17 protein-coding genes and 1 pseudogene are annotated in these 21,567 nt (G+C 52.3%); 10 read left to right on the forward strand and 8 right to left on the reverse strand.

Translation table 11 applies throughout. The features are described from left to right. Nucleotides 1-107 precede the first annotated feature (107 nt). Nucleotides 108-1,031 (forward strand): LysR family transcriptional regulator, encoded by a 924-nt coding sequence (locus AC3IUF_RS14805; protein WP_489281529.1) that lies wholly within the window; start codon nt 108-110, stop codon nt 1,029-1,031. A gap of 27 nt (nt 1,032-1,058) precedes the next feature. Here the strand turns inward: AC3IUF_RS14805 and AC3IUF_RS14810 are convergent, their stop codons facing one another. Beyond that, entirely contained in the window at nt 1,059-2,072 is a 1,014-nt protein-coding gene (locus tag AC3IUF_RS14810) for a LysR family transcriptional regulator (protein ID WP_122590609.1), read from the reverse strand. 52 nt (nt 2,073-2,124) lie between these two features. Here AC3IUF_RS14810 and AC3IUF_RS14815 point away from each other — a divergent pair, with 52 nt between their 5' ends. After that, nucleotides 2,125-3,321 (forward strand): MFS transporter, encoded by a 1,197-nt coding sequence (locus tag AC3IUF_RS14815; protein WP_489281532.1) that lies wholly within the window; start codon nt 2,125-2,127, stop codon nt 3,319-3,321. Next, nucleotides 3,314-4,363, forward strand: a complete 1,050-nt coding sequence (locus AC3IUF_RS14820; RefSeq protein ID WP_489281533.1) for an EthD domain-containing protein — start codon at nt 3,314-3,316, stop codon at nt 4,361-4,363. The genes AC3IUF_RS14815 and AC3IUF_RS14820 overlap by 8 nt, the downstream gene beginning before the upstream one ends. A gap of 277 nt (nt 4,364-4,640) precedes the next feature. On the opposite strand, the gene AC3IUF_RS14825 is transcribed toward AC3IUF_RS14820, so the two are convergent. Both AC3IUF_RS14825 and AC3IUF_RS14830 read right to left on the reverse strand, forming a co-directional pair. After that, nucleotides 4,641-5,006 carry a histone-like nucleoid-structuring protein, MvaT/MvaU family gene (locus AC3IUF_RS14825; protein ID WP_489281535.1) on the reverse strand — a complete coding sequence of 122 codons (366 nt, stop codon included), beginning with the start codon at nt 5,004-5,006 and terminating at the stop codon, nt 4,641-4,643. A 176-nt stretch (nt 5,007-5,182) separates the two neighbouring features. Then, the gene (locus tag AC3IUF_RS14830; RefSeq protein WP_489281537.1) at nt 5,183-5,893 is read right to left on the reverse strand and encodes an SOS response-associated peptidase family protein; all 711 of its coding nucleotides are present in this window, start codon (nt 5,891-5,893) and stop codon (nt 5,183-5,185) included. Between the two features lie 101 nt (nt 5,894-5,994). On the opposite strand from AC3IUF_RS14830, the gene AC3IUF_RS14835 reads away from it, so the two are divergent. From AC3IUF_RS14835 to AC3IUF_RS14845, 3 genes and pseudogenes are all read left to right on the forward strand, one after another. Continuing rightward, nucleotides 5,995-6,426: a LexA family protein gene (locus AC3IUF_RS14835; protein ID WP_489281539.1), complete on the forward strand. Its 432-nt coding sequence runs from the start codon at nt 5,995-5,997 to the stop codon at nt 6,424-6,426. Next, nucleotides 6,413-7,693: a translesion error-prone DNA polymerase V subunit UmuC gene (umuC, locus tag AC3IUF_RS14840; RefSeq protein ID WP_489281541.1), complete on the forward strand. Its 1,281-nt coding sequence runs from the start codon at nt 6,413-6,415 to the stop codon at nt 7,691-7,693. Before AC3IUF_RS14835 ends, umuC begins: the two co-directional genes overlap by 14 nt. Before the next feature lie 29 nt (nt 7,694-7,722). After that, nucleotides 7,723-7,948: pseudogene (locus AC3IUF_RS14845) on the forward strand (hypothetical protein); the annotation flags it as partial. A 240-nt stretch (nt 7,949-8,188) separates the two neighbouring features. Here the strand turns inward: AC3IUF_RS14845 and AC3IUF_RS14850 are convergent. Next, the gene (locus AC3IUF_RS14850; RefSeq protein ID WP_489281543.1) at nt 8,189-9,745 is read right to left on the reverse strand and encodes a methyl-accepting chemotaxis protein; all 1,557 of its coding nucleotides are present in this window, start codon (nt 9,743-9,745) and stop codon (nt 8,189-8,191) included. A gap of 108 nt (nt 9,746-9,853) precedes the next feature. Continuing rightward, nucleotides 9,854-10,612 (reverse strand): hypothetical protein, encoded by a 759-nt coding sequence (locus AC3IUF_RS14855; protein WP_489281545.1) that lies wholly within the window; start codon nt 10,610-10,612, stop codon nt 9,854-9,856. A gap of 399 nt (nt 10,613-11,011) precedes the next feature. Here AC3IUF_RS14855 and AC3IUF_RS14860 point away from each other — a divergent pair, with 399 nt between their 5' ends. From AC3IUF_RS14860 to AC3IUF_RS14870, 3 genes are all read left to right on the forward strand, one after another. Further along, nucleotides 11,012-11,188: a DUF2897 family protein gene (locus tag AC3IUF_RS14860; protein WP_489281546.1), complete on the forward strand. Its 177-nt coding sequence runs from the start codon at nt 11,012-11,014 to the stop codon at nt 11,186-11,188. A gap of 159 nt (nt 11,189-11,347) precedes the next feature. Beyond that, nucleotides 11,348-12,346 carry a GTP 3',8-cyclase MoaA gene (gene moaA, locus AC3IUF_RS14865; RefSeq protein WP_489281651.1) on the forward strand — a complete coding sequence of 333 codons (999 nt, stop codon included), beginning with the start codon at nt 11,348-11,350 and terminating at the stop codon, nt 12,344-12,346. A 33-nt stretch (nt 12,347-12,379) separates the two neighbouring features. Continuing rightward, complete coding sequence (locus AC3IUF_RS14870; RefSeq protein WP_489281548.1) at nt 12,380-13,285, forward strand: bestrophin family protein; 906 nt, start codon at nt 12,380-12,382, stop codon at nt 13,283-13,285. A 115-nt stretch (nt 13,286-13,400) separates the two neighbouring features. Here the strand turns inward: AC3IUF_RS14870 and AC3IUF_RS14875 are convergent, their stop codons facing one another. The 3 genes from AC3IUF_RS14875 to AC3IUF_RS14885 form a co-directional block, all read right to left on the reverse strand. Then, on the reverse strand, nt 13,401-16,166 hold the full coding sequence (locus AC3IUF_RS14875) for an ATP-dependent Clp protease ATP-binding subunit (RefSeq protein ID WP_489281653.1): 2,766 nt from the start codon (nt 16,164-16,166) through the stop codon (nt 13,401-13,403). A 323-nt stretch (nt 16,167-16,489) separates the two neighbouring features. Beyond that, on the reverse strand, nt 16,490-17,431 hold the full coding sequence (locus AC3IUF_RS14880) for a Dyp-type peroxidase (RefSeq protein WP_489281550.1): 942 nt from the start codon (nt 17,429-17,431) through the stop codon (nt 16,490-16,492). Nucleotides 17,432-17,534: 103 nt separating this feature from the next. Next, nucleotides 17,535-19,808, reverse strand: a complete 2,274-nt coding sequence (locus AC3IUF_RS14885) for an FdhF/YdeP family oxidoreductase (RefSeq protein ID WP_489281551.1) — start codon at nt 19,806-19,808, stop codon at nt 17,535-17,537. A 339-nt stretch (nt 19,809-20,147) separates the two neighbouring features. On the opposite strand from AC3IUF_RS14885, the gene AC3IUF_RS14890 reads away from it, so the two are divergent. Beyond that, a complete protein-coding gene (locus AC3IUF_RS14890) occupies nt 20,148-21,554 on the forward strand; it encodes a cytochrome ubiquinol oxidase subunit I (protein ID WP_489281553.1) in 1,407 nt (468 codons plus the stop codon). Nucleotides 21,555-21,567: the final 13 nt, after the last annotated feature.

Raw genomic sequence — 21,567 nt, forward strand, 5'->3', positions numbered from 1 at the left:
TCCGCAAATTAAAATTGCTGAAAATGCAATTTCATCCTGATCCAGCTTCTCCTTAGAAATCATTTGCGTATGCTGAACTCATCGATTCGTCACACAGCAGGATGCACATGCAACTGAAGGCCCTTCGTTATTTCCTGATGGTGTCTGCTACTGGCAGTTTTCTGGCGACGGCCAGGCACTTTGAGGTCTCAGCATCCTCTGTTTCTCGATACATCGCCGCGCTTGAAAAAGATCTTGGTCGTCAGCTCCTATATCGCAGCACCCGGGCGGTGAAGCTCACGGAAGAGGGCGAGCGGTTCTACGTACAAGCGCATGAAGCAATCAGTATGCTCGATGACGCGGTAGGCGAACTCATCCAAGGTGACACCGGAATAAAGGGACTGGTCAGAATCAATGCTCCCGTCGCATTGGGGAGATTGCACATCGCACCGTTGCTGTCCCGGCTACAGAAAAAATTCCCTGAGCTGAATCTTGAGCTAACACTCACTGACGCGCTAATCGATCCCGTGCAGGAAGGTGCTGATATCACAGTACGAGTGGGTCGCCTGATCGACTCAGGGCTGATCGGTTTTGTAGTAAGCGGACACCGATATCTGCTTGCGGCAAGTCCAACCTATCTCGCGAACCACCCAAGCATCGAGTCGCCGTTAGACTTACTTCACCACGATTGCCTCATCTACAAGGGAGAACAGGGAGCACAACGCTGGTACTTCAAACCCGCACCAGATGAACCGTTCAAAACCTTGAACGTGCGCGGCCCCTTCAAGAGCAACAACGCAGAGGTGTTGGTTGCAGCAGCACTTGCGGGCCAAGGCATCGTGCTTTTTCCAAGCTGGCTTTTCAGTCCAGCGAGCTTTACTAAGAAAAGCCTTGTCAGGCTATTACCGGAATGGGAGTTGTCTGCCTCGGCGGAGGACATGTACGTCCAACTGCTTTCGCCACAGAACAGACTCCGATCAAGAAAGGTCAGAGAGGTGTCGGCATTCTTGCGGGAGGAAATTGGTAATCCTCCCTACTGGGAACAGGTGTAGCAAGAAGCCTCGCCCACCCTCCTTTTCCTATGCAGACTTGACCTCCCACGGCTGCTGGGGAACGAATCGCTCAGCGAGCAAATCCACGACATGACGTACTTTGGGGGACAGGAGCTGGTTGCGCTGCCAAACGGCATGTATCGGAAACCCTACTGTCCTGACCTCGGGCAGAATAGCTACAAGCCGGCCCTCTTTCAGGTGCTCATTCACCAGCCAATCGGCAATCAGCGCAATCCCGAACCCTGCGAGCGTCGCAACCAGAATTGCTCCGCTGTCGTTGAGACCAATTCGCCCTCGAATTGCCAATGAGTGGTTGTGGCCATTTTCATCCAGGAAGTGCCACGAGCGCGATTGCCCACCACTGCCGAAGGTGACACAAGCATGAGAATGCAGCTCGTCCAGCGACTTCGGCTGACCGTGAGCTTCCAAATATTCCGGAGCAGCGCAGAGAACGGCGCGCTGCACTCCTAGCGGTTTTGCAATCAAAGTGGCGCTGTCATGCAGTGGGCCGATCCTTATTGCAAGATCGACCCCCTCCTCTACCAAATCAACCAATCTATCTGTCAAATTGATATCCAGCTCAAGTGCAGGATGGCGTTGCGCAATTTCCAAAAGAGCGGGTAGCACCCATTTTTTCCCCAGCACCATTGGTAATGTGACGCGAAGACGCCCACTCAGTTCTTGTTGCTGAGCGAGTAAAATGGTCTGAGCCTGCTTTAGCTCATTGAGCGATCGGCGGCACCCCTCGCTAAATCGAGTTCCTTCGTCCGTCAGAGTCAGGCTTCGCGTCGTTCGGTGAAACAGACGAGTGCCGAGGGTGGTTTCCAGGCGCGAAATGCTCTTCGCAACTCCGGACTTACTCATGTCCAAACGCTCAGCGGCTGTGGTGAAGCTCCCAGCCTCAATCACCTCTAAAAAAATTGAAATCCCACTAAACGGATCGGGCGCATTCATTTTTGTCCACCATTGACGACCAAGAGTCAACTCTCTTGCGATCACAGCATCGTTTATCCAAACGGAAATCGTCAATAGCATATGCATATCGAGACATCCTGCATTGGGGTGTCACAAATTTGCGAGTACCGAAGCATTAATGAACGCTACAACCCCCTCCAGACTCCCCCTGAATTTTGAGCTTTTTCTGCTTGCAGTCTGCTCAGGCCTAGGGGTGGCGAATGTTTACTATCTCCAGCCGAGCCTGGAATTGGTCAAGTCTGACCTGGGCGCGACCATTGAACAGATCGGCTGGGTTCCCACCCTCACACAAATCAGCTACGCGTTGGGGATGCTCCTTCTTGCTCCACTCGGCGATGTCATTTCGCGGCGGCGGCTGATAATTATCAAATCGCTGATCCTAGTGGGGGCATTAATTGCCACCGCTACAGCGCCGAGTCTCAACGTTATGTTGATGGCTTGTATGGTCGTTGGACTCCTGGGTAGCGTCGGTCAGGATTTTATCCCTGTCGCTGCTCAAATCGCGCCGGAGAAATCCCGAGGCCATGCGGTGGGAATGGTCACCACCGGGCTTTTGACGGGCATCCTGCTCTCCAGAACCCTCGGCGGCTTCGTCGCTGACAGCTTTGGGTGGCGAGAGATGCAATTCCTCGCCGCCGGCTTGATGCTTGTAGTGATCCTGATTACCTGGATCACCGTGGCGCCCACACCTCCAGCACTCCGCACGCCATATACCAAACTGTTGGTCAGCCTTTGGACGTTGTGGCGGGAACATCGATCGCTGAGGCTTGCCATGATTGTTCAGGGATTGCTGGCATCAACACTCGGAGCATATTGGTCTTGTCTATCACTCGTATTGGCAGCACCTCCGTTCCACATGGGGGCTGCCGTAGCTGGTTCGTTTGGTATTGCAGGTGCTGCTGGTGCGTTGGCTGCACCACTCTTTGGCAAATTGGCTGATCGTCGCGGGCCGCTAATCGCCATTCGCTCTGGTTGTGGCTTAGTGATTGTCTCGTTCGTAGGCATGACATTATTGCCACCAAGCCTGGCAGTCTTGGGTATCGGTGCAGTGTTGTTTGACCTAGGCGTACAGGCTGGGCTCGTTTCGCATCAAAGCATCATCAACAGTCTCGATCCATACGCCCGCAGTCGCCTGAACGGCCTGATGATGGCTGGTGCGATGGCAGGAATGGCCGTCGGCGCTGCAGTAGGTACATGGGCATTCACACACTTTGGAGCGCACGGCGTGTTTACGTTTGCTGGACTCGCTGGCGTCACTGCACTCGCCGTAACTTACCTTCACCATGCACCAAAACGGGAACAGCGTTATGTCTAACACCATGCACGATCATCTTCTGCGAACGCCCTATATCAAACCCGAGCTGGGTGATCACGCACCGCTGACTGTCCTCTTTTCGCTGCTTTCACGCTCTGACAGCACCCCCCTGAATGAGCGCAGCCGTGCCGAAGGCTATGGCCTTGATCATGAAGGCCAAGTCATCGAAGATCCGGCAACGGATCCATCAGCTAACGCCCTGGAGCGCAGCCCTAATTTGAGTTTCGAGCATTGGGGCGAGTATTGGCGAAAAGTACATGGCCCAAGGTTTGTGCATGTTGAAGAGTCAGACGACAAGTCTCTGGAGCGCTTGTTGCGATACGATCAACTACATCGCTTTGCTCCTGGGCCGACCAGTTACAACGCCCCTCCCTACCTATTCCCGGTCGATGAGCACGGGAAGTTGTGGCCCACGATTGTTGGTCACGTGCCACCGTATCAACGACCTGCATGGGATGGTGTGGCTTATTTGAGTTTCGCCCGAATGGAAGACATGGGTGTGGTGTTCGGCAATAACCGGATACGCCAAAAAATTGCCCCCGAAGATCACGCGATGTTCCGAAACATAGCCCCCATCCCGGCTAAGCAATACATCGTTTTGCCCAGCAACTCCGGAAACGAACCCGTCACGCTTGTGAAGCTTCACGCTCGCAAGCAGGACTCGACGCGTGAGGAGTTCCAGAGGTGGTGGCTGCACGAACATGCTCCGGTGGTTTCGGGGCGTACGGGTGGACTGGTTAAGCGCTATGTGCAGCTCCACAGTATCGGGCCAACGGAGCCAGGCGAGCCGTTCTACCACCCTGATGCATGCAAGTACGACGGGGTAAGCTTGTTGAACTTTGCAAGCCTCAACGATCTGGAAGATTTCCTGCGCAGCGATGACTACTTGGCCATATCCAAGCATGAACAATTAATGATTGATATCAGCTCTGGAGAGTGGTGGACTTCCATTGGACTGACCATCGTCAATCGCATCATCTTTGAGAAGACAACATCGCTTGAAGACTTCCGAGCGCCCTTCGACTTCTTTAACACACTCTAATCACTTAGATATCTGGCACAGATGACACGGGTGCGGTGAATGCTACTCCCCGCAAGTCCATGCTTTCAGCCCCGCACGGCTTACCACGTATTTGCTGCGCGCCAGGCTGAGAGCTTGGGCTTCAGTCACAGCCGGTGTCTGTGCTGCATTAGTTTCGCCTACAGAAGGCCCCAAACCCACGCTCATTCTACGTGGACTCAGAACCCGCGCTTGGTCGCTATCCTTGGATAATTACCAAAAAAGGGCCCTATTAGGCCCTTTTGTATTCACACCAAAATCACTTGGCCAGCCAAGACTCGACGGTCGCAGAGCCGTGTTCAGCTTTCCAATCTTTCAACGTCTTGTGGTTGCCGCCCTTGGTTTCAACGACTTCACCAGTGTGAGGATTTTTATAAACCTTCAACTGGCGAGGCTTGCGACTACCGGTTTTGAACTCGGCGGCTGGAGCGCGGCGGCCTGCTTGTGGATCTAGCAGGTTGATCACGTCCTTGAGGCTGTAGCCGTATTTTGCGAGCAAATCGCGCAATTTGGTCTCAAACTCAATTTCTTTCTTGAGGCCTGCGTCACCTTTGAGGGCTTCCAGAGCCTGGAGCTGTTCGGCGAGGTGTTTTTCAAGCTGGCGAAATTCCGCAAGTTTTGACATGACAAGTCTCGATTAGGTAGGTAACTAAGAGTGTATTGCAGTTCCGCACTTCGTGCGCGCTTCGCGCCCGGACTAAGGAAAATTATTACTTAGAATAACTATGACTCATCCATAATTCCAAAAATTAGTGGCTATGTCAGCGCACCTCCCGACGATCATCGCCAATTCGGCTTTAGTCAGTCGTCGGCACCCGAAGCCAGAGACAGCGGCTGAATCAAATGAGAGCCCTGATTACGAACATTCCCCACATCCTTCGCAACCTTGTACCAATGGAAGTCTGTAGCGGGCCTGCAGTGCTCCAGTGCTAATTCGCGAGCACGTTCAGGTGACGTGCCGGGATCGACCCATTCGCGGGCGTGCTCAGGAGCCAAAACCAGCGGTTTCCGATCATGAATATCTACCATTCCTTGATCGCTGGCGGCGGTGATGATCACGAAGCCGTCTCGATCATCCGGCTCCAGGCCCTCGTGCACCTCAGCCAACCCTGCGAAGAACATCGGAATTTGCTCTTTCAGAGTTATGAAATATGGCTGCTTTTTCTTCGGATCTTCTTCGTCCTTGACCCATTCGAACCAGCCGTTCGCCGGAGCAAGCACGCGTCCGTTTGGCCAGAGCCGATTGAAAAACTTGCCGGTGATGACCGTCTCGACTCTGGCATTGATAGGGTCAGGACGCTTCCCCTTCGCCCAGAAAGGCGCCCATCCCCATTTGATCTTATCCACACTCAAGCCCTCTCGAACGGGCCGAATTATTTCTACCCGAGTCGACGGTGCCACGTTGTACCGCTCAACGGGCCAAAGGTCATAGCCATTGATCACCAGCTGCTTTGGCGCAAGCTCCTTGAGGTAGTGATCCATTGGTTCGTAGATCGAGTAGCGTCCGCACATGGTGTCACCCGTCGAATTGTCGTACCTAAGAGATTGACCGCAAGCGAACCGAATCGTTAACTGTATATACGTACAGTCAACCACCTCCCAAGGCTTGCATCATGAGCATCACTATCCTCGGCCCACTCGCGTCTGGCGGCAGGAGGCTGCCCCTCTATTCATCCAGAGTTCCGGCAGGCTTTCCCTCCCCTGCGGCTGACCACATCGAAAAACACATTTCCCTCGATGAGCTGTTCGATATCCGCGCGCCACACGTGTACTTGGTGAGAATTGACGGAGATAGCATGCAGGGCGCCGGGATCTTCTCAGGGGATCTGGTAGTTGTTGATCGAAGCATCGATGCAGTGAGTGGGGATATCGTCATCGCGGCGCTCAACTCTGATCCCTTCTGCAAACGCCTGCTTCTGCGAGAGAACGCCGTGGTGCTTGTGTCAGAGAATCCAAAATATCCGGCGAGACATGTTATGGAAGGCGATGAGCTCGTGATCTGGGGAGTGGTGAAATACAGCGTGCGTAATCATGACAACGCATGAGCCTGTGTTCGCGCTGATTGACTGCAACTCGTTTTATGCGAGCTGCGAGCGGGTCTTCAGGCCCGACCTGGCGAAGACGCCCATTGTAGTGCTGTCCAACAATGACGGCTGCGTAATCGCGCGTAGCTATGACGCTAAGCCTTTCGTGAAAATGGGCCAGCCGTATTTCCAGATCAAAGACCATCTACGCCGGCATGGAGTCGTGGCGTTCAGCAGCAATTACGCTTTGTATGGCGACATGAGCGAGCGCGTCATGACTATCATCGAATCGATGGTGCCGGCGCTTGAGGTCTACAGCATCGATGAGGCATTTGCCGATTTGACTGGCATGCCTGGAGATTTGTCCGCGTTTGGCCGACACATGCGCTCCACCCTTTTCAAGCGTACAGGTATTCCAGTCGGGGTGGGGATTGCACGCACGAAGACGCTGGCCAAACTCGCCAACCACACAGCCAAACGGCTGCTGGACATCACCGGAGGCGTGGTGGATCTGTGCGATCCGTTCAAGCGAGACTGGACGTTGCGCAACACCGACGTCGGCGAGGTTTGGGGCGTCGGGCGTCGCATGAAGGCACACCTGGAAACGATGGGCATCAAGACGGCGATGGACATGGCGAAAGCCGACCCATGGATGCTTCGACAGAAATTCAGTGTGGTGATTGAGAAGACGGCTCGGGAGCTAGCCGGTACGCCATGTTTGGAACTGGGGGAAACTGAGCCACCGAAGCAGGAGATTTGCTGCAGCAGGATGTTCGGCAACCGTCTCACACACATCGAGCCGATCAAGGAAGCGGTAGCTACCTACACCCAACGCGCGGCGGAAAAGCTCCGAGCGCAAAACTCACTGTGCAAGAAGATCCGCGTGAGTATCAGGACAGGCATGTTCAATCCCGAAGAAGCGAAGTACGCGAACGGCGCACTCGTCGAACTCCCCTACCCCACAAACGACGTTCGACTCATGACCAAGGCTGCGACCGAAGCGGTCAATCGCCTCTTCCGACCAGGCTTCAAGTACAGCAAGGCGGAGGTTCTGCTGATGGATCTACGGCAGCCAGGTGATTTCACTGATGATTTGTTCGCCCACTCTCAACCCGCGATGGCAGACAAGGTTATGAGTGTTCTAGATGAGATCAATAACCGCTGGGGAAAGGGAGTTGTCCGTTTAGCTAGCGTGCCTGCGGCGCCTGAATGGGCGATGCGTCGAGACCTAATGAGCCAAAGTTACACGACCAAGATAGATCAACTGTGGACGGTGAAGGCTGGATAGCAGGCCAAAAGCAGCTACTCGTAAGCGGCATTTATCGACACTTGGCTGTCCTTCGCGGCAGGTCGCTACCGGTCATCAGCGACATTACCGTGTTCGCCCTGCGCTCGCTGCACGCTGCTAACCTCACACCCCGCGAGGAGCCCATGGCGAGCGAGGCGCGGTTACTGGTCGATCAACTGCGCACTTTTCACCGCACGCCTGCTTGAGAGTACCCTGCGCTTTGGAGGTCTGTTCGAGAAACGATTCAATACCGGATGAGCCAGTGTTGATGACTGCCAAAGAGCCAGAGAAGCTTGCGGCGGATTTGCGGCATCGCATTGACTCAATTATTCGGTTTGACCCAAGTCTTTCTTGGCTTTACCGGTGTTGTATCACTTTTTAAGCTTGATGAAACGTTTCATCTCAAAACTCAAAAGGTACTGGCTCATCGCGCCTCCTCCCTAATGCGCATGAGCTAAGCCAGACTGATATCGGAAAGCGATTATCGCCAAATAGTCAGACCTTGAAGCGCGCAACCAAATCTTCAAGCTCATGACCTAGGCGTGCTAGCTCTACACTTGCAGAGGCAGTTTCATCACTCGCACTTGCGGTTTGCTCGGAAATATCACGCACGTTAATCACGCTGCGATTGATCTCCTCCGCAACGGCTGTCTGCTGTTCTGCCGCAGCAGCAATCTGCTGATTCATTAATTGAATGGTAGAAACCGAACTGGTTATGTTTTCCAATGAGGTGCCTGCTCGGCGTGTGAACTCTACGCTGTGTTCACTCAATAACAAACTCATCTTCATGCCCGCCGCCACAGCATCTGTGCCGGTCTGCACTCCTGCCACTAGACCTTCAATTTCTTCGGTGGACTGTTGGGTACGTAAAGCTAAGCTTCGCACCTCATCTGCAACCACCGCAAATCCTCGCCCTGCCTCACCAGCCCTAGCAGCTTCGATGGCGGCATTAAGTGCAAGCAAATTGGTTTGCTGGGCGACAGCCTTAATAACATCCAATACGCCACCAATCTTATCGCTTTGCTCCTTCAGATGAATTACAGCCTCCGAAGAACTTCCAATTTCCAATGCTAAGTGTTCGATCTGCTCGATTGCCTCCCCGACAACATTGTCACCTTCGCGTGCCTGTTGATCCGCAATCAAGGTTGCCTCTGAAGCCTCTTCGGCACTACGCGCGACCTCCTGAACAGTTGAAGTCATTTCATTCATTGCAGTTGCGACATGATCAGTTTCAATTCTCTGACTGTTAACTCCAGTACTCGTATGCTTCGTCACTGCAGACAACTCTTCCGCTGCACTTACGATCTGGATCACACTGCCAGTGATTCCACTTATGAGCTTCCGTAAGCTGGTGGTCATTTGTTGCAGACCTTTCTGCAATTGCCCCAATTCGTCGCTACGATCAGCGGTGACATCTTGGCTCAAGTCGCCCGATGCAATACGATCAACATCTTTGAGAGCCTGCCGAAGTGGAGCAACGATTTGCTGGGTAATCATCCAAGCTACAATTGTGCCAAGAAGCAAGGCGAGTACTGCTACGGTCGCGAGAAGAGTTTTAGCAAAGGATGAATCAGCCTCTCTTTTAGCCGCTTGTGATGCTATCAACTCACGAGTTGTGTCGAGCAAGATATCGCCTTGGGTACTCATCCGAGCAAAAGCTGAGGGCAGATCCGCACCTGGTTGCCCAACAATACCCAGCTCATCGCGATACATCTTGACGGCCTCTTTCTGTTGATCAATCAGCGCTTCATCACTAGGCACGGTCAGCAAGATTCGCGCAGCGTTCAAGTGAGCTGCCAATTTATCAAGAGTATTGAGGAGTAGCTGAACACTATTCCCTTTAGGGTTTAGCTCCATTCGAACCCGCTCGACTCGCAGTTCCATCGTCATGTCGTTGATGCGAGCAATACTTTCTACCTCTACGCTTCGTGAAGCGAGGACGTTAACCGCCACCCACCCCGTAACAACCAGTAAAAGTGAAAGTATAAGCACCAAGCCGAACCCCAACCCCAGCTTAGTGCTGACACGAACGTTACGAACCCAGCCAAGCATAATAAACCCCAATAAATTAAAAAAGCCTCTCTGCCAGCAACAGAACCAGCAGGTTATTAAAGCACCTGCTAAGAATCAGGCAAATACTGCGTAGCGCTTTAGAGCAAGTTAGATTAACTTTAGAGTTTCAAACTCCGTTGGCGACTCGTAGCCGTTGTCCGACAAGAAGCAGAAAGCAAAATCACTGGATGGAGAAATACTAACTCCATTCGGCACGACCTCCAAAATCGAGCAGCTTTTATCAAAAGAGCCTTTCCACCCTTGCATAATTGTCGGATTATCGCGATGAGTTAGGGCCAAGCCTTGAAAACCACCTTTGTCGTTTTCGCACCATAGAGAAATGGCAGCAGTCATGACAGCTTCCAAATGTTCTTTTTCCAACGCACCAGCATAGTGGGAGTTTTTCAGCCAGCGATAAAGAACAAGGTGCTGAGTCCAGTCAAAAACTAAGCCGCTGTAGTTATAATGGCGGATAAAGTCGCGAAACAGTCTCTCACCTTGAGCGTCATCGAGCGACAACAACTCCGGACATAGATCAAACAAAGCATTTTTATGAGATAACAACCCTTTTCCTGATCGATATTTTAAGTCTCTAACAAATGACATGCCAGCATCGAGCCTGCTTTTCTTTGCTGAATGAGGGAGCCGAGAGCCTCTATATACTTTTGGGGAACCAACATTTTTAGCTTCGACCAATAGATGATCACCTCGATCGAGAGGGGCAAGATTTAACAATTCTATTATATCTTCGAGTCCTTTCCCGTAAGAATTCATCAGTCCCTTTAAGCTTTTCTCAAAGCCGCTCTCTCGACTACCATTCCTACTCTCATAGAAGCGAGCTCTGTCAGCGAAACTAATAGGCTTCATCCACAACAACTCTAAACATTATGTTAATCAGTGATTGGCGTATCGTCATGCCAGCCCGACGCCTAAAAAGCCAAAATCCACCGAGACCGAGATTCTATTTATAGTCATTAATAAAGCTTAATATCCACGCGATTATTTTGTCCAATCACAAATAATTACTGGCTGATCGAGTAAATCTATCAGGCATTGATATGCACCAATGACTTGATCCAAACAAAAAACCAAGAGTGGCCCTTTGAGAAAGTCAACGTCTACAATTAAAGCTCTCGTATTTACCCATCGAATAGGGCACCTAGATAAGGTGACGCATCTGCCACCGGTCTAGACTAAAGAAAGAGCGCCCCAACCAATTAATGGGCGCTTGATCGGAAATACAACGTACGAACACAGGAGAGCGTCATGCCTTGGTATGCCTGGTTGATTATGGCCATCGTGTTTTTATCGATCATCGGAGGTTTGCTGATTCTGCGAGATACCGCGCAGAGGGTTGAGCTGACCGATGAACAGCGTAAACGAGTGGAGGAGCGTAATGCCGAAATGGATGCCAAGGACGCTGGGGACGACGAAAAACGCTAGCGAACAGTGGTTCGCCGAACCTGGAATATCGTGCCGTTTGACGCCTCTCGGACGCCTGCCTATGCTTAATTTTCACCTCCTCCTCTCCTAGATTAGCTCCAAAACATGCTTTCGCCTCGACACCGATAATCACAATGAAAAGGTACGGCAAAAGTGGACATACCGAACAACGAGCTAGCCGACAGCTTTAATCGAAAAATCACGTACCTCAGGATGTCGGTGACTGATCGCTGTGATTTCCGTTGTGTTTACTGCATGGCAGAAGACATGCAGTTTCTACCTCGCCAGAGCATTTTGACGTTGGAAGAGCTGTTCCAGATAGCACAGCAGTTTGTGGCTTTGGGCGTGCAGAAAATTCGACTGACGGGCGGAGAGCCACTTGTACGAAACGGAATTGTAAAGCTGTGTGGCCAGATCGCCACATTGCCAGGCCTGAGAGAGCTGTGCATGAGTACTAATGGCTCGCAACTCACCCACATGGCAAAGCCCTTGCGTGATGCTGGCGTATCTCGCCTGAACATCAGTCTGGACAGCTTGAATAGCCAGCTTTTCAAATCACTGACAAGAACAGGCGATCTAAGCCGAGTGATTGCTGGAATCGACGCTGCCCTTGCCGCAGATTTTCGCCACACCAAACTTAACTGTGTAGTGCTCAAGGGACGTAACGATACTGAAGTGGTTGACCTGGTGCGATTTGCCATCGATAGACAGCTAGACATTTCCTTCATTGAAGAAATGCCGCTGGGCGTCATCACTGAGCACCAGCGAAATGAGTCCTACTGTTCAAGTGACGAGGTTCGAGCGCGTCTGAGCGAAGTCTTCACTTTGATCGAGTCAGCCGAGTCCACCCAAGGCCCATCCAGCTACTGGCGGATCGCGGAAGCACCTAATATCAGAGTTGGCTTCATTTCACCCCATAGCCATAACTTTTGCGGGAGCTGCAATCGGGTGAGAGTAACGGTCGAAGGTCGACTGCTCCTGTGCCTGGGTAACGAACACGCCAGCGATCTAAAACAGATTCTTCGCAGCTACCCTGCAGATAGCGAGCGGCTTGACAGAGCCATCCGTGAGGCTATGACGCTGAAGCCCTACAGCCACCATTTCGAAACCAATGGCGACGTCCAGATTCTGCGCTTCATGAACATGACGGGCGGTTAACTTCCAATCCTTTCATTCGTTTGCGGGGTAACCATGATCGTTCATCCCAAACCAAACATGCTAAACGTTTTGGTTACGCTGAAAGGATCTATCGCTAAACGTATCGTTCGGCGAAGCATCATGGTCACCGTCCTGGCCTCCATCATCGTATTGATTGAAAGCATGCATCCTGCGTTCTTCTCACGCGTCAACGCCACACCTTTCACCCTACTAGGCCTGTCACTGTCCATCTTCATGAGCTTTCGCAATTCCGCTTGTTACGATCGGTGGTGGGAGGGACGCAAGGAATGGGGAAGAATCATCATCGAAGTACGCTCTTTCATCCGCGAGAGCTGTGTCATTCAGGACGCTGAGTTAAGGGAAAGGATGTTGTTGGGATTGTGTGGGTTCGCTCATGCGCTTAATGCAAGGCTTCGCAATGAAGATGAGCTGAAAGCTGCTCGCCCCTGGGTACCAAGCCTTCTGATCAAGATCACCCCGACCTTCAATATCAGCGATGGCATTTTGCAAGAAACCGGTAGGGAGTGTTCACGCCTGGCTCAAGAAAACATAATCAGTGAGTGGCGATATGTGACGCTGGAGCAGCGATTAACGGGCTTGTGTGAGGCCCAGGCAATTTGCGAGCGTATTAAAAACACCCCCCTTCCCTTTCCATACACATTGCTCCTTCACCGCACCATCTATCTCTTTTGCATACTGCTGCCCTTCGCGCTGGCCGAACCTTTGGGGTGGATTGCGCCAATTTTCACCGCGATAGTCAGCTATACATTTTTTGGACTTGATGCCATCGGAGATGAGTTGGAAGATCCTTTTGGACGGGATGAAAACGATCTTCCCACTGATGCCCTTGTTCGAGCGATTGAACGAGATATCTTGAGTGCCATTGGCCGCACCTATATTCCCCCTCCACTCCAACCAGTTGACTATGTCCTAAGCTGAAAGGCGGTCTGTGAACCACCTGAACTTTTCGGCTAGCAATACCTTGATGAAAAGCGAAGCAGGCCTGTGATCGATACCTCTTCAGGCCCGCTCCTTGGTTGATATTGGTTTTACGTCAAGTTCCAGTGCCCGACGTAGAAGCTGAATCATCGGGTTGCTTTGGCTGATCTGCCGGTGGGCTAGTCTTTTCAGAGGCCTTGGGCTTATCAACCTCGACCTTGTTGAAGATCACTTCATCACGCCCCTTGTCATAACCCAACTCAACGCTGTCGCCGGCTTTGAGTTTGTCGGCAAGCATCTCCTTGGCAAGTCGCGTTTCGACGGTTTGGCGAATCTGCCGTTTTAATTCGCGTGCGCCAAATTCGGGCTGGTAGCCAACGTCGGCCAAGTGGTCAACAAGCGAGTCATCGATTTTCAACGTAATGCTCTGTGCTGCGGCGGTTCGAGTCACTCGGTCGAGCTGAATGCTCACGATGGCCCGGATATTGTCGCGACTCAAGGCATGGAACACGATGATGTCATCGATACGGTTCAGGAACTCGGGGCGGAAATGTCCCTTGAGTACGTCCATCAATTCATCACGCAGGGCTTTCTCAGTCAGACGTTCATCCTCCGGCCTTTCAAGGTTGTCCATGATCACGGACGAGCCCAGGTTGCTAGTCGCGATTATGATTGTATTGCTGAAATCCACGACCCGCCCCTTCCCGTCGGTGAGGCGCCCATCATCGAACACTTGCAGCAATACGTTGCTCACATCGGGATGCGCTTTCTCGATTTCGTCAAGCAGGATCACGCTGTAGGGTTTGCGGCGGACGCGCTCAGTCAACTGACCGCCTTCGTCATAGCCTACGTATCCGGGTGGCGCACCTATCAGTCTGGCCACAGCATGACGCTCCATGTACTCGGACATGTCGATGCGGATAATCGATTGCTCGTCGCCAAACACCGTCTCTGCCAAAGCCTTGGCCAGTTCGGTTTTACCGACACCGGTCGGGCCTAGAAACAGAAACGTCGCAATTGGCCGGTTCGATTGTCCTAAACCCGCACGGGATAAACGCACCGCGTCGCTGACGGCCAGAACCGCGTCTTCCTGACCAACCAGGCGATCACGCAGGGTATCTTCCATGTTCAGCAGTTTTTGCCGCTCTTCCTGCGTGAGTTCGGTGACCGGGATGCCCGTCAGGCGCGATACGACATCGGCAATCGAGGCCATTGTGACCTCAAGAGTTTCAGAACCGGTCTTGCGTTGCCAGGCTTCGGTTTCTTCTTCCAACTGTGCTTGGTTCTGGTTGATACGTTCTTCAAAACCCTTGGCTTCGTCAAAGCGTTTACGAGAGGTTGAATAATCCTGTTCGCGTTTCAACTGGGAAATTTCAGCTTCGAGTTCTTGAATGCTTGCTGGTCTTGAACTGGAGCTGATACGAACACGTGCAGCCGCCTGATCGATCAGGTCGATGGCCTTGTCAGGCAAGTAACGCGAGGTGATGTATCGATCCGACAGCTCGGCGGCGGCAACGAAAGCTTCATCGGCAAATGTCACCTGATGGTGCGCCTCAAGTTTATCGCGCAGGCCACGCAAGATAATGATGGTCTGGTCGACTGTTGGCTCTGGTACCAACACCGGTTGAAAGCGCCGTTCAAGCGCGGCATCTTTTTCGATGTGTTTTTGGTACTCATTAAGCGTTGTCGCACCAATGAGACTGAGCTCACCCCGGGCGAGCGCAGGCTTGAGTACGTTGGCAATGTCCAGCCCGCCCTCCTCTGCACCCGCACCGACGATGGTGTGCAACTCGTCGATGAACAAAATCAGTTCTGAATTCTTCGCTGTGACCTCATCAAGTAACTGCTTGGCCCGTTCTTCGAATTCCCCGCGATATTTTGAACCAGCAACCATCGAGTTCAGATTCACTTCAACCAGGCGTCTACCACGCAGAATCTCCGGAACATCGCCCTTGATGATTCGCTGCGCAAGCCCTTCAACGATCGCGGTTTTACCGACACCAGGCTCGCCGATGAGCACCGGGTTATTCTTCCTACGGCGGGCGAGCACCTCAATGGTGTTTTCGATTTCCTGCGCACGCCCGAGTACCGGATCAAGCTTGCCCTCACGGGCCAACGCCGTCAGGTCTCGACCGAACTTGTCGAGCGTCGGCGTCCCAGTCGGGGTGTCCACCCGACCATCCTCGGCGCCTTTGCCCACAACCTTGACGACTTTCTGCCGTAAGGCTTCGGGGGTGACCCCATATTTTTTCAACAGAGTGCCGGCAATACTCTCCGGTACCGCCGACAACCCAATCAACAAATGCTCCGGCCCTACATACGAATGCCCGAGGTCTCGGGACGCCTGGAACGCAAAATTGAAGACCTTCTTGAGACGTGGTGAGACGGTCATCTGATCGACTGACGACTCGGCACTGCCGCGCTGCGCGTGTTGGTCGATGTAGCCCTTGATTTCGTCGGGAGAGAGTTTCAACTCCTTGAGCAATGCCGTGCCCACATCGGTATCCGCCAACACGTACAGCAGATGCTCGGTGTCGAGTTCGCTGCGGTTGAGTTCCTGGGCCTTCTCAGCAGCTCGCTGGAGGATTTCCATCGTCTGGGAACTGAAGGCATCGGTTGCGTCAACGGACTCTCTGGGCACCTGCGCTGAGAGCCTCAGATCATCATCTCCTTGATCCAAGTGGCCACCCACGTTGTCAAAGAAACGGGACATCCCTCCACCCAGTAATGAGTCAAACGGATTCAGCATGCTTTGATGACGGACGAGTTGGCGGTAGTCGTGATCGCAAATGGACATTGTTTTCGCTTGGCCATTTTGCGAGACCGTCACCCGCGCGACGGCTGGTCTCGCATTACATATTTCGCAAAGTGTCGCCATGATGAGTTGTCTCCAAGGGTGGATAACACAGGCTCAATCAAATGGATCTACTTCCTTGTAAAGGTACCTACCGAAGCCAGGTATGAAATCCGCGTTGCAGTGAGATTATTCATAAGCCCTTCGCAGGGAGTGGCTGCGTCATCGCCGGAGAAGCAGCCACCCGATCAAGATAGTCGGGTTCTCATCAAAGCGCTCTATGAGTCAACTGTGATGCCGACGAACGAGTTACAGGCACTGTAGCGTTCGCAAATAGATACGGATCGTGCATCACCGACGCCTTACCCTAACGAGAGCAAAGCGAAGAAAGGGAGGGTTTATGTCGAAGGTTATCGATCAGCCAAAGCCTCAAGCAAATCCGATGACGGCACAAAAAACAGGTTGCCTGTAACAGCGGTACTGAAGTCGAGCAACCTGTCGTAATTCCCTGGTGGTTTGCCGACGAACATATTTTCAAGCATCAGTTCGAGTGGTTCGGGTGAACGAGCGTAACCGATGAAAAAAGTCCCAAACTCACCTGCACCAGGCCGTCCAAACGGCATGTTGTCACGCAAGATTTTCACCTCCTCGCCATCCTTCGTAATCGTCGTCAAAGAGCTGTGCGAATTGCTTGGTTTGACCGACTCATCCAGTTCGATGTCAGAAAGCTTTTTCCGCCCGATCACATGCTCCTGTGCTTCGACAGATAGCTGATTCCATGCCGTCATATTGTGCAGATATTTCTGTACCAGCACGTAGCTTCCGCCACTGAAGGCAAGGTCTTCATCCCCTACTATCGTGAAGTGGGAGGCCTTGCGACCGACTGGGTTTTCGGTGCCATCGACAAATCCGATGATGCTGCGCATGTCGAAATATCGAAACCCATGAACCTCATCGATGACCGTGATGGCATCTCCCAGCGCCGATGTGAGCTGCGTCACTAACTCAAAACAAAGATCCATCTGATCAGCACGAATATGCAAAAGGATATCGCCAGGGGTGGAAACAGCACGTCTCCCGTCAACGCCAAATTCGCGAAACCCGTGCAGTGAAACCGGGCGCGGATTTGCGAACAAAATGTCCCAGGCATTGGAGGAAAATCCACAGACACAAGAAAGATTGCCCGCAGGTACTCGCTTGCCGACAGAGCGTGTGATCGCCGCAATATCAGCGCACCAGTTCTTCACTTTGTCTGCGGATTCTTTTCCAGCCTTGAGGGTTGCCACTATGAAAATCGCGCTGCTGGTGATTGGACTGCATACCGCTTGTGGTTCAGGAGCTTCGCTGCTCATCACTGAAATATTCCCCATAAAGCTTCATCTAGTGGAACAAAAAAGGAGGCGCAAAACGCGCCTCCTTTGATTTAAGAACGACCAACCGGATACCGTTACGTAATCAATTCAGCTCCGAGCGCATCACACGCACGGGCACCGACTTGTACGACGGCGTTCCACTGTCCTTGTCGATGTAGTCCAAAGGTACCAGCGTGTTCGCCTCGGGATAGTAAGCCCCCACTGAACCAGCCGATATTTTGTACTCAATAGCCGTTATTTTTTCGTAGCGCAGCTTGCGTCCGGAAACGACCGTTTCGATATCCACCAAATCACCGTGTGCCAGGCCGCGTGACTGGAGATCGGCAGGGTTCATGAACAACACATCCCGTCGCCCAAATACGCCACGATAACGATCATCCAGTGCGTAAATCGTCGTGTTGTATTGGTCATGGCTGCGCAGAGTGATCAGCCGTAATACATCGTCTCCATCGACCTCTTTATCTTCATGTAAACCAGGGAACACAAAGAACTCTGCTTTCCCTGAAGGCGTCATCCAGATACGCTCTGTCGCGGGCAGCGGCATGCGGAAGCCACCAGGAACGCGAATGCGTTCGTTGTAGTTCTCAAAGCCTGGAATGGTTTTTTCAATCAGATCACGAATTTTGTCGTAATTCTGCGAGAGTTCCATCCACCGCACCTTGCTGTCAGGCAGAGTGGCAGTCGCCATACCCGCTATGATGGCAGGTTCCGATCGCAAAAACTCGGATGCGGGCATCAACTTGCCAGCCGAAGCATGAACCATCGACATTGAGTCTTCGACGGTAATTGATTGGCGATCTCCGTTCTGTACATCGAGTTCGGTGCGGCCCAAGCAAGGAAACAGATACGTTTCCTTGGAAACCAGCAAGTGGGTGCGATTGAGTTTTGTACCGATGTGCACAGTCAAGTCCAGTTTACCCATCGCCGGAAAACACTGGCCTGGATCAGGCAATGCGACGACAAAATTTCCCCCCAGACAAAGCAGCGCCTTTGACTCGCCTGCAATCATTGCTTGCATGGCCTGCACTGAGTCGTGGCCGTGCTCAACTGGAGGTTTGAAACCCAGCACTTCTTCAATCTTGCCGAGGAACTCACTGGAAGGTTTCTCGGTAATACCTACAGTTCGATTTCCTTGTACATTGGAATGCCCGCGCAGCGGACATATGCCCGCGCCGGGCTTACCGATGTTGCCTCGCAACATCAGAAGATCGCAGATCAGTCTTACGTTGGCCGTTCCTTCGTTGTGCTGGGTTATCCCCATTCCATACGTCACGATCGTGGCATTGGATTTCGCATAGGCCGCCGCGACTTTTTCCATGTCAGCTTTGAGCAATCCACTCGCAAATTCGATGTCGGGCCATTCGGTGGCCAACAAATCCGCCTTGAGCGCCTCGAAGCCGTTGGTATGTTTTTCAATGAAATCATAATCAAGCACTTGCCCTACTGATTCTTCCATTTCCAACAAGGACTTCATTACACCTTTAATGGCTGCTGCATCACCACCGGCCTTGACCTGCAAATAAGTAGACGCAATACGGGTCGAACCATAAGTGGCCATTTCAATCATGTCTTGCGGGTCGGCAAATCGCTCTAGTGCACGCTCACGCAATGGATTCATCACCATGATTGGAACTTTACGCCGGGAAATCTCGTGCAGCGTCCCCATCATTCTTGGATGATTGGTGCCTGGGTTATGTCCGATAGAAATAACCAGTTCGCACAGCTCAAAATCGTCTAGCGATACAGATCCCTTGCCCATACCGATGGAACGTGGAAGCCCAACGCTAGTTGGCTCATGACACATGTTTGAACAATCAGGAAAGTTATTAGTACCCAAATTACGCGCGAACAATTGCCACAAATAAGCTGCCTCATTGGACGCTCTGCCTGACGTGTAAAATTCGACTTGATTGGGTTGCAGTCCGCGCAATATTTCACCGATTCGTGCAAACGCGGTCTCCCACTCGACCGGCTGATAGGTATCAGTTGCCCGGTCGTAAACCATCGGATGTGTCAGTCGCCCTAAATCCTCTAGTTCGTAATCGGTACGTTTAAGCAGGGTGGCAACCGGATGTTTGGCAAAAAACTCAGGAGGTACGCGTTTGTTGGTGGCCTCCCAAGTAACAGCTTTCGCACCGTTTTCGCAGAACTGGAAAGTTGATTTGTGCTCTTTGTCTGGCCATGCGCAACCAGGGCAATCAAACCCATCTGGCTGATTGGTTCTCATTAACGTAAGAGGAGCCTTGAGCGTATCCATTTGCTCACGCACCGCCGTTGCGGTGGCCTTAAGTGCACCCCAACCTCCTGCGGGGCCATCGTAATTTCGAACACCGGGTACTTTGCGCTTAATCGCCATGATCGCTCCACATACGACTCATAACCATAGAGGCAAGAGTCGATAGTTGCATATTTCCTGCCGCTATAATGCGGCAATACGTAACTTTTACCCTCTTAGAGAGAAGTAAACGTTACAACCACACAGCACAAAACGGACATACAACTCAGGACTATTTCTGAGAGCTTTTCTCATTAAGCGAGCGAAATATTTGCTCATGATTTTCGACGGTGATCTAGAATCTAGGCGGCATGCACCACCATGTCAAGGCAAAGGAAAGCCAATAAACCGGGCTAGCGTAATTGCCTTCCCAGCTGTATTCCCAGGCAAATTTGCACCCTTCCTGAGAGGCAGAAAAGCATGGACATAATCGATTCGACTGCAATTGATTTAGCGCGGATTCAGTTCGCGTTTACTGTCGGCGTCCACATCGTTTTCCCTGCAATAACAATAGGTTTGGCCAGCTTCCTTACGGTGCTGGAGGGTTTATGGCTGAAAACCGGACGAGATGTATATCAGGATCTTTACACATTTTGGGTAAAGATTTTCGCCCTAAATTTCGGCATGGGCGTGGTTTCTGGATTGGTTATGGCCTATCAGTTCGGAACTAACTGGAGTGGCTTTTCCTATTTTGCTGGGAGCATCACTGGGCCGTTGTTGACGTACGAAGTACTCACCGCCTTTTTTCTTGAAGCAGGTTTTCTAGGCGTTATGCTCTTCGGCTGGGAAAAGGTTGGCCGTGGGCTGCATTTTTTTGCTACCGCCATGGTGTCGTTGGGTACCCTGATTTCAACGTTCTGGATCCTGTCATCCAACAGCTGGATGCACACGCCACAGGGATTTGAAATCGTTGGCGGACGTGCAGTACCTGTTGACTGGCTGGCGGTGGTGTTCAACCCCTCATTCCCGTTCCGACTCGCGCACATGGCCATCGCAGCATTCTTGGCGACTGCTTTTTTTGTAGGCGCATCAGGCGCCTGGCACTTGTTGCGCGGTAATGACACGCCGGCAGCGCGCACCATGTTGTCGATGGCTGCATGGATGGCCCTAATCGTGGCGCCGATTCAGGCGGTGGTCGGAGACGCTCACGGATTGAATACGCTCGAACACCAACCTGCAAAAATCGCCGCCATCGAAGGCCACTGGGAAAACGTTCCTGGTGAGCCCTCGCCGCTTATTCTGGCGGGATGGCCAGATATGAAAGCGGAAAAAACCCGCTACGCGATTGAAATTCCGGTGCTGGGTAGCTTGATTCTCACCCACAGCCTCGACAAGCAAATTCCGGCGCTCAAATCATTCCCGCCAGAAGACCGACCCAATTCAACCGTGATTTTCTGGACGTTCAGATTGATGGTCAGTATGGGAATGCTGATGATCCTTGCCGGACTACTGAGCCTCTGGCTACGGCGCGGACAGAAGCTATACACCTCACGTCCGTTTTTGGCCTTCTGGCTCTGCATGGGCCCCTCTGGACTCATTGCATTGTTGGCAGGATGGGTGACTACCGAAATGGGCCGTCAGCCATGGGTGGTGTACGGCCTGCTGCGAACGGTTGACGCGGTATCGCCACTGACCGTTTCACAAGTCAGCATTAGCCTGGTTCTGTTCGTCCTTGTTTACTTCGCCCTGTTCGGTGCAGGCATCGCTTACATGCTCAAACTCGTGCACAAAGGGCCGCAGGCTCACGGGGCGGAACCCGCTCCTGAGGGCGGCGCAGGCCAACAACGAACACCCGCCAGGCCACTATCGGCTGCAGATGAAAAATGATGTTCAGATACCT

It is taken from the genome of Pseudomonas sp. KH_040, from assembly GCF_057839305.1.

What these genes read in the sequence shown, in the direction of transcription:
- umuC (WP_489281541.1), top strand. Translation starts at nt 6,413, where the DNA reads ATGACAACGCATGAGCCTGTGTTCGCGCTGATTGACTGCAACTCGTTT.
- AC3IUF_RS14810 (WP_122590609.1), bottom strand. Translation starts at nt 2,072, where the DNA reads ATGCATATGCTATTGACGATTTCCGTTTGGATAAACGATGCTGTGATC.
- AC3IUF_RS14825 (WP_489281535.1), bottom strand. Translation starts at nt 5,006, where the DNA reads ATGTCAAAACTTGCGGAATTTCGCCAGCTTGAAAAACACCTCGCCGAA.
- AC3IUF_RS14885 (WP_489281551.1), bottom strand. Translation starts at nt 19,808, where the DNA reads ATGGCGATTAAGCGCAAAGTACCCGGTGTTCGAAATTACGATGGCCCC.
- AC3IUF_RS14835 (WP_489281539.1), top strand. Translation starts at nt 5,995, where the DNA reads ATGAGCATCACTATCCTCGGCCCACTCGCGTCTGGCGGCAGGAGGCTG.
- AC3IUF_RS14855 (WP_489281545.1), bottom strand. Translation starts at nt 10,612, where the DNA reads ATGAAGCCTATTAGTTTCGCTGACAGAGCTCGCTTCTATGAGAGTAGG.
- AC3IUF_RS14890 (WP_489281553.1), top strand. Translation starts at nt 20,148, where the DNA reads ATGGACATAATCGATTCGACTGCAATTGATTTAGCGCGGATTCAGTTC.
- AC3IUF_RS14880 (WP_489281550.1), bottom strand. Translation starts at nt 17,431, where the DNA reads ATGAGCAGCGAAGCTCCTGAACCACAAGCGGTATGCAGTCCAATCACC.
- AC3IUF_RS14805 (WP_489281529.1), top strand. Translation starts at nt 108, where the DNA reads ATGCAACTGAAGGCCCTTCGTTATTTCCTGATGGTGTCTGCTACTGGC.
- AC3IUF_RS14870 (WP_489281548.1), top strand. Translation starts at nt 12,380, where the DNA reads ATGATCGTTCATCCCAAACCAAACATGCTAAACGTTTTGGTTACGCTG.
- AC3IUF_RS14820 (WP_489281533.1), top strand. Translation starts at nt 3,314, where the DNA reads ATGTCTAACACCATGCACGATCATCTTCTGCGAACGCCCTATATCAAA.
- AC3IUF_RS14815 (WP_489281532.1), top strand. Translation starts at nt 2,125, where the DNA reads ATGAACGCTACAACCCCCTCCAGACTCCCCCTGAATTTTGAGCTTTTT.
- AC3IUF_RS14850 (WP_489281543.1), bottom strand. Translation starts at nt 9,745, where the DNA reads ATGCTTGGCTGGGTTCGTAACGTTCGTGTCAGCACTAAGCTGGGGTTG.
- AC3IUF_RS14860 (WP_489281546.1), top strand. Translation starts at nt 11,012, where the DNA reads ATGCCTTGGTATGCCTGGTTGATTATGGCCATCGTGTTTTTATCGATC.
- AC3IUF_RS14830 (WP_489281537.1), bottom strand. Translation starts at nt 5,893, where the DNA reads ATGTGCGGACGCTACTCGATCTACGAACCAATGGATCACTACCTCAAG.